This is a genomic window from Flavobacterium gelidilacus DSM 15343 (genome assembly GCF_000422685.1).
Taxonomy (GTDB): Bacteria; Bacteroidota; Bacteroidia; order Flavobacteriales; family Flavobacteriaceae; genus Flavobacterium; species Flavobacterium gelidilacus.
This window is the reverse complement of sequence record NZ_AUGN01000004.1, coordinates 222,839-237,098: the sequence shown is the minus strand read 5'-3', so window position 1 is coordinate 237,098 and position 14,260 is coordinate 222,839. Positions and strand designations below refer to the sequence as shown.

Genomic DNA, 14,260 nt, shown 5'->3' with positions numbered 1-14,260 from the left:
TATTATTTTAATTCGTTTTCTATGACGTTTACTACAATATGATCTATTTCATTTGTTCTTTCAAAAACTTGTTTGCTTGTTTTATCATCTAGAATTAAAGCATCAAACTTTTTATTTGTGGTGTCATTGTAGACAACTTCTATACTTTTTTGGTTGGATATTTTATAAATAACCGGAATTTGACAATAAGTAAAACAAAGCGAATTTGATTCTATTTCAATAGCTTTTGGATTGAAATTTAAATCCACATAATTAAATGTTTTAGTTGCTACAAGAAACTCATCTTTACGCAATAAACATGGATTAAAATATAGGTTTCCATTTTTTACAAAGACACCAAGTTCTCCAAATCGGCTTAATATATCTTCTTTTACTTGACCTGTCATTCCTGGTTGCTGTGCTCCTTTTCCTGCTGGTGTATGTGAATATGGATCGGTTGGAAATGCTCCGTATAAAGCTGGTGATTTATGTACACCAATTCCTTCATTAATTTCGTAATAATGCTCTAACAATCTTCCTATAACTTCTGCTGATTCATTTTCTTCTACTGCTTTTAAGCAACATTCTTGAACTGCTAATTGCAATTTAGAAACCATGTGCCAATAAATTGAACCTAAACCTTCATAACCATAAAAAGTTCCAGAACGACCCGTAAATGATTTGTGATTAAAAACATCTTCAAAAGCTTGTAAAACTTGTTTCTTATCTTTTTCAGCTTGTGTCGCAAAAGAAGTTTTCGCTAATGATGCTAATGCTTTTTCTAAATCAGCTGCGTTTTTGAAATTTCCATTGAAATGATATTCACCAAAACAGTCTTTTTCAATGATTTGAGTATTATTATTAGCTACTAAAGTTGTAAGCAGCTCAGATTTTGAGACAGCATCTTTTGAAATGTTGTTTTTCTCTATAAAATTTGGTAATTCTTTATTTGGATAAAGAATGTAACTGTATTGGTCTTTTCTAAATAGTTTACTATTTTTTAGTGCATCAAGAACATTTAAGGCTTCTTTTGAAGACAAATAGCCTGAACTTAAAACAGCCACTTGACCTTCTAGCATTTCGCTTAAATAAGAAATTGAAACCTCTTTTTCGTTTTCAACTGTCATTAAATTATAAGCATGATAGAGATTGTCTTCTCTTTTATTTGCTTCAATAGAATGGTCGATAAATTTCAAACTTACTTTAATAAATCTTTTTAAACCAGCCATGGAATGGGTTCTTTTATTTCCCCAAAACCCATTTTGATAGACTTGATTACGATATTCTGAAGCTGCTTTTCCAAGAGCGTCTAAAATTACTTTTCTGTCTGAATCATTGAATTTCCCTTTTAATAAAGACTCATGTTTTATTAAATTCTCTCTTATTGAATGATAAAATTCTACCATTTCATTTGAAAGTTTAATACTTTCTATTTCAGAATTTTCAACTAAATTTTCGAAATAATTTAAGAATCTTCTCAAGTAATATAAAGTTACCATTGAAACTCCATTTCCAACTAATGCATTGTTGGCATCATTCCATTCAGGTCGTTGTGTGTTTAACCAAATTCCGCCTTCTGGAATGAAGTTTGACATTTTAGCCAAAACCGTAGCCAACATTTTTTCTATGAAGTTTACCTTATAGATTTCACCATTTGAGTCTTTTAATAATGCACCATCAGCTCCAATTTTATTTCTTTCTTCACGAATTTGTTCATCTAATTTGTGATTAAATTCAATGGTGTCTTTTGGATGTTTTAGAATATCTTCATAAGATTTGATAACATAAGGTACATTAGCATACACGAAAATATCTTTATTAAAATAGGCTTCTAATTTTTTGGGTTGATGCTTTTCAATTATTTCTAAGAACTTTAACAAATAAATGATTTGATGATCACCCCAATATCCAATATATGACCAGGGATTATCTTCTTCAACAGTTTCCCAATCAAAACCATCTTTTGTTACACGGTACGGATTGTATCCGTCAAAAGTGGTTGCGTTTAAGAATTTATGAATCATATTTTCAATAAAGTCAGGAAAAGAATGCGCTAAAGCTTCCCAATTTTGGAAAATATCTCTCCAGTTTCCTTCGTAATCTAATATTTTTGAACCATCAATTTCACTTTGCGTATTGATTGAAAATTTATTCCATGGACGGCTTGGATCACCGTGTCTTCTGCTAAATTTTAGGGGTAAATATTCTAAACTCAAACGCTCGAAATCTGAATTCTTTTGTTTAGAAGCAAATTCTTTTAAAGTTTCTAGCGAAAATAATTCTGGTAAATTATTTAAGATTTTTTCTAATTTTTGAAAAACCAGTTTGTTTCCTTTCTCAATATATTTAAGAAAATCTTGCTTTTCTATTTGGTAATTGAAATCGAAAATTCCACCACGCATGATATTGAATAATGTATTGGCAAAATGACGCGTATCTCTTAAATTGTCGTTGGTTAATTGCAAAGCATCTGATGAAGCATTTAGAGCAATTAATTTTTTAGTACCTAATTCAATATCTTGATTAATTAATTCTTGGATATTTTTTTCAGTTTGAATGGTATTAATGGTTTGAGCCACATCAGAATGATCTTGATTTACGTTGGCAACCATCATCCATTCATGATTTGAATTCTCTTTTAAAGTGATTTCAGTATTTAAAAAATAAGCTCCTTTTTCACCTTTAACATCATTTTCTGGAGTAACTTTTAGTTTATTTCTAAAGTTTGAAAGCTGCAGAGAAGAAACCAAATAATTTGGATTATCTAATCCTAAAGACCAAACAATATTTGACTTTAAAGCTTCACTTGGTTCTGCTTTATCTACGATAATTGCACTTAAAGCAAAAATTCCTAAACCACTTTTTTGATGTAACTGACTTCTTTTATAAGCATCAACTAAGTTACTAGCTGCATTTTGCAAATCACTACTTACACCATAAGGCATAATGTTTTGAATTCCGTCAATTAATTCAATTTTATATTCGTTTTCAGAATCATTAATTAATTCAGATTTTCTAACAAATCCATATTTATCACTTGAATTCCATTGATAACGATAAGTGATTTCTAAATCGTGGTTTACTTCTTCAAAAATTACTTTATTTCCGTAAAGGTTTTTGTATAAATTTCGAGAAATTGCGTATTTATTAACTGAAAAACGTTCAGAAAAAGGTTCCCAAACATGAATTTTATTATTAAAATGAATTTGAAAAATAGATTTACTTCCTGTTAAATCAAAAGATTCTGTAATCTTATCATCAGTGTAATAAGGAAAAAGTGCAAATTCGGCATTTTTTCTACCAGCTGTTAACCCTCCATTACTAGAAATAAACATCCAGTGATTGGAATCACTTACAATACTCATAAAAAAAGGACGCATAGCATCGTTGTTGGCTATTTTATAATATTTTTCACCTTCTAATAAAATGACATCCATAGATACCTTTTTATTTTCCTTTTCATTTTCAACACTTATGGTTTGACTATTACTCATAATTTTTTTTAAAGAATTCTATACTGTTATTTTAATATTAGGCATTAAAAAACTTAATCAGGCATTAAAAAAAGCCTGATTTAAATATTTTAAATACCTTATTAAATATTTTTTTTATTTTTTTCTATTGATATACTCTTACGTAATCTATTAACATTTCTTGAGGAAAAACGGTATTACTATTTGGCGCTCCATCAAAGTTTCCACCAACTGCAAGATTAAGAAGCATGTAAAATGGATTGGAATTAAAAACCCATTCTCCGGTTGCATCCTCTGGAGTAATTTGATTATATAAAACACTATCTATGTAAAAATTTACATAATTTGGACCCCATTCTACACCATATATATGAAAATCAGTATCAACTCTACTATTTGTAAAACTATACGATTTTGTTATTGCTGTACCTCCAGAATAACCTGGTCCATGCAGTGCTCCAGAAACAGTTAAAGGCTGACTTCCTTTGTTTTCCATAATATCAATTTCACCACATTGAGGCCAACTATTGATATCAATGTTACTTCCTAACATCCAAAAAGCTGGCCACAAACCTTTACCAGATGGCAATTTCATTCTAGCTTCGAAACGACCGTATTTTTGTTCAAATTTACCTTTTGTAGTAATTCTTGCAGAAGTATATCCAGAACCCATGTAAAGTTCTTGAATAGCTGTTATTTTTAACATCCCATTTTCTACTTTAATATTTTCAGGCCTGTCTGTATAATATTGAAGTTCGTTGTTACCCCAGCCATCTCCACCAGGTCCTTTTCCAATATCGTAATTCCATAAAGCGCTGTCTGGTGCCCCATCAACACTAAATTCATCTTGTAATACTAATTTATCTAAGGTTGTTACTGTTTGTTTTTCATCTGCAGAACAACTTAGCAACAATGAAAATGTGCCAAAAAGGAAAAAAGATTTGCAACTATTTTTAATATATATATTCATTTTTTATTTTTTTAAATTTTTATTAGTGCTTGGATTAGAATCAATTATAATAATAAATATTATCTACATAAATTAAGGAACCATCTCCACCTTCTAAAATAAGTTGTGCAAGGTGTGATCTACTAGCTAACGTAGGCATCGTAGAAAAAGGAATATCTATAGATATCCAATTTTGGGATACTAAAGTTGGAGCTGTGAAAGTTGTAGAATGTCTTGTGTCGTCGCCACCTCCAAACACACCATCTGCACCAAAATCTACAACTAGAACTCTTAATTGCCTTCCTGGAGCAATTGATCCTGGAATGAAAACATCTAAATGAACGTGAGTCATTGCAGTTGCATCTACTGTTGGACTACTATATTCGATACCTACAAAATTAAATATTGTATAATTTAATATATTATCTCCTTGAACAGAGAAATCATTAGAAACAGTTGTCTGCCAAGGTTGCCAATAACCATTATAATAATTTACAGGAACATTTGAATAAACATCTGAAAAAAGTGAAATTACATTTGCTTGACTTTTTGTAGGAGTTGGAGCGTGAACAAATGCACCAGCACAATTGATTGTTAAACTTCCTGTTACAGAAGCTCCTCCGAATGTTGCATTTATAAGAGCAGTTCCAGTACTTAGAGAAGTTACAGAACCAGAAGAATCTACAGTAGCTACAGCTGTATTTGAAGAATTAAATTGCAAATAAGATGGACTGATTGATATTGTTTGATTGTTTCCATTTGCTAAATTATATGTGGCAGTAACACCATCAATTAGAGAATTTACACCAACATAAGAAGTTTCAGTTTGATTATTACCATTTAGTATAGACACTTGCCCTTGTGAAATCGTTCCTAGTTTTTCAAATTTTAATTCATCAATCCAAAAAGTATATCCATTTTCATCTTCAGGTCCTTCTGCATACCAGAACATACCTCTCTCTTGGGTAAGTTTTGAAGCATCTGGAATTGGAATAATATATTTTTTCCAATTGGTTGTTAAGTGGAGGTTTTGTATGCTTACTTCATATTTATTTTCTCCAAAATCTTGGCCATAACCTATTTCATTGATTTTACCTGCTTTAGTACCTTTTGCCCAAAATGTTAAAGCATTATACTGCGTTAAATCTCTACCTCCATTATCATCTCTAAATATTGCTCCAGCAAATGCACCTTCCGCATCACCAAAATTAGGAACATCAAAACGCATAGACGAAGAACCAGAGTATTTTGTTTGGCTATCAACTGTAAAAGCATCAAGTTTTGAATTTTCATATGGATAATACTCTAATCCACTACTAAAACCATCTATAAAAATTTCGGCTGCTGATGAAAAACCAGTTTGAACTGCATCATCAGATAAGTCTCTATCACAGTTTATATTAACTAGTAGTACAAAGCCTAAAATTAAACTGAACCTAAAATAATTATATTTTTTCCTTTTCATTTTTTTTCTTTTTAAATTAAAAAACAACTTACTAATTATGGAAATATAGATTATCAATATAGACTTTTGCAGAACCAGAAGGTTGAGCAACAAGTATGTACTGAGCTATATGTTGTTTAGCCGTTAATCCTGTAAAATTACTTAGTGGAATATCATAACTAATCCACTGACCTTGTGATGGAGCTGTAAAGTTCACCTGGTGTTCTGTATCATCACCTCCGCCAAACGCTGCATTTGCTCCAAAATCTACAAGTTTTAAAGAAAAAGAAGTAAAATTTGGTGACCAAACATCTATATGAATATGAGTCATAGTAGTTGCATTTATTTGATTGTTTACCGTTTCAATTCCTACAAAATCTAAGTTTGAATATTCTTTTGTAGCATTTCCAGCTATTGTAACATCTGTAAGTGTAGCTGCTGACCATGATGTTTTCCAAGTATCAACAGGTACATTAGTATATTGATTGCTAAAAAGTGAAATAACATTTGCTGCAGGAACAGTTGGCGATGGTGCTGCAACAGTAGGTGTGCTTGGTATAATACTTCCATCATTATAAAAGTAGATATTGTCTACAAAGAATGCAGATGGCGCTACTCCAGTCGTTGAGTCTAGAACTATTTGTCCAAGTTGACTTCTGTTAGTTAAGCCAGTGATATTAAAATCTACACTAATCCAATTACCTGAAACCAAAGTTGGTGCAGCTACTGTATAGCTTATTTGAGTATCATCTCCTATTGGGTTTCCATTAAAGTCATTATTAACTACTCCGTCAGCACCCAAATTTCTTAATTTAAGTCTGATTGTAGAACCAGTGGGAAAACTTCCTGGAACAAATATGTCAAAATGCATAGTTGACATTAATGAAGCATTGATTGTAGGAACATTTTGATTAAATTCAATACCTACAAAATTATAATTTAAATAATTTAAAACATTATCCCCATTAACTTCAAAATGACTTGAAGTTGTTGTTTGAAAGGGTTGATAGTTACTTGTTAAAAAGTCAACAGGTTGATTTGTGTAAGCATCACTAAAGATAGAAATAACTTGATTTGCATTTTCTGTTGGTGTTGGAGCCGAAACAAAAGCACCAATAGATTCGACATTCAAGACTCCTACTGCATTTACACCAGCTAAAGTTGCTGTTATAGCAGCGTTACCCGATCCTACAACAGAAACGTTACCCGTTTCATTTACTGTTGCCACAGATGTAGCACTTGATGTAAATTCAAAATATGCTGGAGCCGAATTTACAGTAATATTTTGACCTGAAGGTAAATTAAAAGTCCCACTAAAACCGCTAAGTGTTGTACTACCTCCAATAACTGAAGTGATATTTTCTGTATTACCATTTAAAATTTTAGGACTTAGTTGACCAATAGTCCCTAATTTTTCAAATTTAAGTTCATCAATCCAAAGTGTGTATCCAAAACCACCTGTTTCTTGAGTTCCGGCAGCGTATCTAAACATTCCTTTTTCTTGTAATAATTTTGAAGCATCTGGAATTGGAATAATATATTTTGTCCAAATAGTTCCTACACTAACATTTGTTACAGTAGCCATATATTTATTTGGAAAAAAATCTTCACCAAACCCCATTTCGGCAATGTTTACACCTTGAGAAGATTTAGCCCAAAATGTAAGCGCATCATAACCTGATAAATCTCTGCCTGCTCCATCAATTCTAAAAATAGCTCCTGCATAATTTCCTTCTGGATCGTTTGCATTAGGTATGTCAAATCGCATTGAAGAGGTACCTTTATAGCTAACTTCATTATCCACAGACCAAGCTGTTGCTTTTGAACCATCATAAGGAAAGTAAAAATTACTTCCCATTCCAACTGGTGAATCTGTAAATATTTCACCTGCTTTAGAAAAGGTTGATAAATTAGCATCTTCTGATAAATCTCTTTCACAATTAATACCAGTCAATAAAACCAATACTAAAAGGAAAATGTTTTTTAAATAATTAATTTTTCTATTTTTCATTTTTTCATTTTTTTTTATTATTTACCAATATTGATATGAATATAAGTTCTTATTTCCCATTCTGAACCATTTCCAAATCCTACAGGACTAATAGTTGGTGAAGTAGCAAATTCTGATGCCACTAAATTAGGAGAGTATCTTGGTGAATATTGATCAAGAGATCTCCAAATTCCCATAATCCCAATTTTAGTATCTGGTAAAATAAACCAATCTGGTTTTCCAACTGAAGTTGAAATGTCTATTGATGATTGTACAGGATAAGTTAAGTTAAAATCTCTATGATAATCATAAGGACCCCAATCGTTAATTTTTAATGAAGAAATTACTTTAACTTTTTTATAAATTACTCTAATATCTCCACCAAATCTTTCAATTAATCTAGTATCGCTTCCATTTGCTTGTGCATTTCCAAAATAGAAGTTAGCAATTAAACCTAATTCTGGACTAACCTTAGATACTATACGAGTATTGTTTTCCCATAAATCATGTGCAGGTGCAGAATTTGCAAAAGCAAAAGAAGAACGATTGCTTAAAAAACCAATGGCTGCATCTTGTGTAGTAGGCAAATGACGGAAAACAAAATCATTACTAAAAGCAAATTTTGCATCTTCCGACCTATCATTATCCCATTCATAAAACCATGTTCCTGGAGTTGGATCATAAGTAAAAAGTAATTCACCACCAACTGTTTCTCTATTTGCTCTAACTATAAAAGGATCATCTTGAATGTTTCTCAATCTTCCTGGTGAGTTTACATCATTAGGCATTGCATCTAATAAAGGTTTTTGCCATAAGAAGTTTGGAGCGATTTGGAAATTACCTATACCATATGTTAAACCCGCTAAAAAATTAGCTTGATTTCCACTTCCACTATCTTTTAATCTCCATCCTGTAAATGTTTGTGTATTATCAGCACCACCGTTTGCAACAAGTCCCATTACAGCTGCTTGAGTATAAACATTGAATGCTCCGCTAGAGAAAGTTATTTTTGCTTTTCCTCCCCAATTGTCTTTTGATTTTACTGTATCATCATAAACTGTATAGTTTCCTGAAGTTCCAGTTGCATATTGAAAAGTTCTACCATTTAAAGGTTGTCCTCCCCAAATACCACCAAATTCAAATCCAAAATCAGAAACTTTAGTTTTAAAAGCTATTGTAGCTCTACGTGTTTTAGGAAGTGGAATTGCTATAGATGTAAGTGCTGCAGATGCTTTCGAGATATCTTCATGATAAACAATTGCTGCATCAAAAACACCTAATTTTCTTTGATATTTTAATAAGTAAGCTGGATTGGCTCCCCACCAAAGTTGTGGTCCAAAAGCAGCTTTTAATCCGTTTAAACTTCTTTTTCCATCAATTTCAAAACCCAAAGTTTCTCCATTATAGATATCTAAATTGGGACCGTAATTTGATTCTGAATATAAAGCAAAGAAATCACCTTCATACCCCCAATGGTAGTGACCAGATCTGTAAAACCCTCTTAATTCAAAATCTTTAGCATTCCAAGAATATGTTGCATTATAAACTTGAACTCTATTTACATCATTTAAAGTTACATTTCCATTATCTGTGTTAACTGTTATTGGTCTTCCTCTGTTTTCGTAGAAAATTTCATTAATTGGATTTTCTGCAACATGACCTAATATATTAACGTTCACATTTGCTTTCATGTTAGGTGCTGGATTTCCTTCAACACCAACATAGTAAGATTGCATGTGATCAAATCCTAATTTATTTGGATAGGTTGTATTGTTATCATCAGCTGTTTCTGGAGTTGTAATTAAACTTCCTCCAGTATTAAATGTTGTAAATTCAGCTCTTAGATTACTAATTTTTAAAATATCTGAATCATTACCACCTAAAGCAGCTTTATCTCCTCTTGCTCTTAAAACAGCATCCATTAATTGAATATTACTAAAATATCTATCAACACTCTCTAAAGTAGTCCCATTTTCATAAGGGTTTAAATAATGTGCTTCTTTTAAAGCATAATATGCAGCACGAGGATATAAAGTATATAATCCTCTTGCATTAGTTGGCCCTTTTGCACAAATTCCAAACCATTCTTCGTTCATGTTATTTTCACCAACTTTATAATCTGATTGATACCCACCATTTGACCATGAAGCATTGTTATCGTGAACATCTAGATTTTTTGTTTGTCCAAATTTCCACCAACCATCACTAAACTGAAATGTAAATCCACCCAATGAATTATTAGCTTTACCTAAACCAGCAGCATTTTCATATATTTCTTTCCAGTTATTAACCATATAATATGCTTGTGATTTTTGATCTTCAGCATTATCAATTGCGTTAAAAGCATCTGCACCAAATTCGGTAAATAAAATTGGTTTTTTTAATTTATTTTTTACTTCATCAAAAGCATTTCCGAAAGAAACACCTCTATACATATTTGTTCCTAAAATATCTATATCTTTACACTCCTCTACAATAATATCTAAAAATAATAAATCACCATTACATATTGCCATTGGGTGATTTTTGTCTGTTTTTTTCATTTCAACAACAGCTTCATTGAAAAGTGCATACATATCTTTTGCTCTAAGCGTAGACTTTCTATCTTCTAAGGGAATGTCTTCTGTTTCTGCTCCGTCCCAAAATAATCCGTAGTTGTTTTCATTTCCTAAAAGGAATAATAGTAAACCTCGAGTATTTTTGTACTCTTCTACCATTTCTTTAGTTTCTTTGAGTAAAATTTCTCTTGTTGCTGGATTAGAATAATTTGTGTTAGGAGTCCAAGTTCCATTAATAGTTAAACCATACCTTCCAAATGAGTGATTAAGCATTGTATAAATACCATATTTATCATAAATATATGTAATCCATTTTGGCTGCACTCCTGTGTATTGACGTATTGTATTTACACCCATGTTTTTTAGCAAACTCATTTCATCATCTAAAGCTGCTTTAATAACATCATCTGATTGAGTCCATAAACTGTAAGAATAATTAGTTCCAATTGGAGTATAATCCCAATTCATCCCATTAATTATAAGATTTTTTCCATTGACAACTAATTTCATTCCATCTGCATTATTTAAGACAACTACATTATCCGCTTGTGCATAAATTGTAGATGAAAAACATCCGATGATTAGTAATAAAATAATTTTTCTCATTTGATATACTTGTGTTTAAAGTTTAAAGTAAAAATTTAATTTGTTTAAAATAGTTATTATCTCTTCTATAAAATTTTGAAAATAATTAAAATGGCTATTTCAGAAATAATGACTCCTTTTAATAGCATTATTGAATTTTAAAATTAAACTAATAATTGTAAAAAAAATAAAATTAACTACAACAAAAAACATACATTACAATAAATGCAGTGTTTTAATGTCATAAATTCATAAAAAATCCTTTATTAACAATAAATTAAGATTCAACTAATTTAAATATTAAAAAGGTTTTTAAAGTCTAAAAATTGACAATGTTGTACTCTTGTATAGGTAAAAAGCAAATACTGTATAGGCTAAATTGATAAAATATATTCAACTAATCCTTGTTCATGCGTTAAATCTATTTTTTTTCGCAAACGATATCGTTTAATCTCTACACTTCTTACAGAAATATTGATTAAAGGAGCTATTTCTTTTGAAGATAAATTTAGTCTTAAGTAGGCACAAAGTCTTAAATCATTTGGAGTCAAACTAGGATGAAGCCCTTTTACTTTTTTGATAAAATCCTTGTCAGCATTATCGAACGCTTCTTTAAAAACATTCCAAGTGTCTTCTTCTTTTACATTTCTTGTAATTGTCGAAATTATAGATTTTATGCTTCTGTTTGATGTATCTTCTGTTGAACTTTTTAAGTCTTCTTTTATAATATTTAATAGTTCTGTTTTCTTAATTAAATTCATGGTTGAAACAGCTAATTCTTTATTTTTCTTATCTACTGTCTCACTTAACTGCTCATTTTTAATTTTCATTATTTCTTGAGCGCTCTCTAATTCTTTTAATTCAAGGAGAAGGTTATTTTCTGCAATAATTTTTTCGTGTTTATTTTCATGAAAATTATAATATACTCTATTGATATAATACACTATAATTAAAAACAAAATAATATAAAACAACATAGCAAAATTACTTAAATACCAAGCTTTTTTAATAGTAAAAGAATAAGATGCAATATTCTTTGTGATTGAATTAGTAATCTTTGCACGAACACTAAAAACATAATCACCGGAAGGTAAGTTTTTAAAAACTGCATTTGATTTAGAGTTCCATTCGCTCCATTCGTTTTGAATTCCTTCTAATTTATATTGATATTCAGCATTTATATATTTATCGTATTCTGGAATAGTAAAATTAAAAACTATATTATTATCATCATAATTAAAATTCCCTTCATCTAAAATTGAAGAATTAACCGATTTTTTATTTAAAACATTAGTTGAAACTCCAGTTATTGAAACTTTATAATTAGTGAATTTTATTTCCTTATTTTTAAGTACATAATAACCATCTGTTGTACCTATTAAATAAGTTTCATCACTAATCTGATTAATGTTTTCATAACCAGGCATCGAGTTTGTTAATGATGAAGGTATAGGTAAACTATTTTTCTTTAAGTCGTGTGTCATTTTACTTGAAGAAAAATAATGAATATAATTCTTTGTAAAAAACCATAAGTTATTTGATTGATCTACAACCATTTTACCAGTTACATATTCATCTTTTTCAAAAACACTACTTAATAATGAATCTTTTTCAAACTCTTTACTTATTGAATTTAATTTAAAAACACCTACTCTTGAAGCGTAATAAATTTGATTATTATATTTAATTAAACTTGCGTTTTTTCCTTTAAGAGGTTTCTTGTATTCAAAGAAATTTGAACTTGCTGTTAGTTCTTTATTAACTTCAAACCTGTAGATTCCTTTATATTCATGACCTACATAAATAACGTTCTTTACTATTTCAAAATATTTTGAAGAGTAATCAAATCCTTTAATTTTATTTTTAAAAACCCATTTGTTATTCTGAAATTCTAGTACTGAAATACCTAAATAATTACCTTGAAGAATAATATTCTTATTAGAAGGTAAAGGTTCAAATTTCCAAGTTCCTGACTGATTATAAATTAACGATGCACTATCGCTATTTATGACAAAAGTCCCTGAATCATGACCGCAAAAAAGAGTTCCGTTATGAAGAAATAAAGACCATACTTGTCCTTTCGTACCTTGAATAAATGTGAAATCTGAATTAGAATTAATTGATTTATAAAATAAGCCTTGATTAGTTCCAATATATAATTTATCGTTTTGAATAGCAGAAGTATAGACTGTTCCAATGACACCAGTATTATCAGTATAACTTTTTATGGGCGATTGTAAATTGATACAATTAATTCCATTATCTAAACCAATCCATAAATTTTTGTCTACATCTTCAAACAGCGAAAGCACAGTATTGTTGCTCAATCCGTCATTTTGAGTAATCTTATATTTTAATTCTCCTTTATTATCTAATATGTAAATTCCATTTGAAATTGTTCCTAAAGTAAAACTTCCATCGTTTAGAACTTCAGAATTATATATACTACTTTGTTTTAATTCATTATCAACATTAGTTCTATATCGGTTTAGTTGACCATTTTTATAGGAAAAAATTCCTTGCATTTGAGTAACCAACAGTAAACCATCATTTGATTCTATAAGATTAATAATTTTGTTATCTTTTACAATAGGATCATTTAAAAAAAGTTTACTTTTCCCTTTTTCAATTTCAAATAAACCATCATTAGTTTGAAAGAAAATTCCATCAGAAGTTTTATATGCTTTGAAAATAAAGGCTTTAGGAGCAATAATAGAAAATTCCTTAGTTTTTGTATTGTAAGCATATATTTTCTGTAATGATTGAAAGAGAATCCAATTGTCATAATTTAAAATTCCCCAAAACTGTTCATCATCTACAAGTTTATTTTTTATTTTTTCACTTAAAGAATTATATTTTAACTGACCATTTTTTTGTCTTTCCCAATAACCAAATTCCATATAAGAACCCGTATAAATTTTATCTTCTATACATTTTACTGATCGAATAATTGCTTCATTTGGTGAAGGATATAAAGTCCACATTGAACCATTAAACTCCAACAAACCTTCATTGTTTGCAAAGAACATAAAATGATTTTCATCTTGTGAAATCATCCAGTTTTGAATACCAGCTTGATAAGTACTTTGTGTATATTTTGTTATAGGAGGCAATTCTTGTCCATAACAAAATATTGAAAATAAAAAGAGTAATAAGGAAAGTTTTGAAAGAATATTTTTAATGTACATTGTCTTAATAAATAATTTTAAAGATATATAATAAAATTGATTTATGATAAATATGAAGAAAAAAAAATCTCTTTTAACAAGTGTTTCTATTTAA

6 protein-coding genes are annotated in these 14,260 nt (G+C 29.8%); all 6 read right to left on the bottom strand.

Annotated elements, in window-relative coordinates; genetic code table 11:
• Positions 1 to 2 precede the first annotated feature (2 nt).
• The 6 genes from G507_RS0103895 to G507_RS0103870 all read right to left on the bottom strand — a co-directional run bounded on the left by G507_RS0103895 (position 3) and on the right by G507_RS0103870 (position 14,166).
• Entirely contained in the window at positions 3 to 3,473 is a 3,471-nt protein-coding gene (locus G507_RS0103895; RefSeq protein WP_026716257.1) for a hypothetical protein, read from the bottom strand.
• A 124-nt stretch (positions 3,474 to 3,597) separates the two neighbouring features.
• Positions 3,598 to 4,422, bottom strand: a complete 825-nt coding sequence (locus G507_RS0103890) for a glycoside hydrolase family 16 protein (RefSeq protein WP_026716256.1) — start codon at positions 4,420 to 4,422, stop codon at positions 3,598 to 3,600.
• Between the two features lie 40 nt (positions 4,423 to 4,462).
• Positions 4,463 to 5,866: an Ig-like domain-containing protein gene (locus G507_RS0103885; RefSeq protein WP_026716255.1), complete on the bottom strand. Its 1,404-nt coding sequence runs from the start codon at positions 5,864 to 5,866 to the stop codon at positions 4,463 to 4,465.
• Between the two features lie 31 nt (positions 5,867 to 5,897).
• Positions 5,898 to 7,856 (bottom strand): Ig-like domain-containing protein, encoded by a 1,959-nt coding sequence (locus G507_RS16375; protein ID WP_084518925.1) that lies wholly within the window; start codon positions 7,854 to 7,856, stop codon positions 5,898 to 5,900.
• Between the two features lie 17 nt (positions 7,857 to 7,873).
• Positions 7,874 to 10,999 carry a glycoside hydrolase family 2 TIM barrel-domain containing protein gene (locus G507_RS0103875; RefSeq protein ID WP_026716254.1) on the bottom strand — a complete coding sequence of 1,042 codons (3,126 nt, stop codon included), beginning with the start codon at positions 10,997 to 10,999 and terminating at the stop codon, positions 7,874 to 7,876.
• Between the two features lie 353 nt (positions 11,000 to 11,352).
• Positions 11,353 to 14,166: a helix-turn-helix and ligand-binding sensor domain-containing protein gene (locus G507_RS0103870; protein ID WP_026716253.1), complete on the bottom strand. Its 2,814-nt coding sequence runs from the start codon at positions 14,164 to 14,166 to the stop codon at positions 11,353 to 11,355.
• Positions 14,167 to 14,260 lie beyond the last annotated feature (94 nt).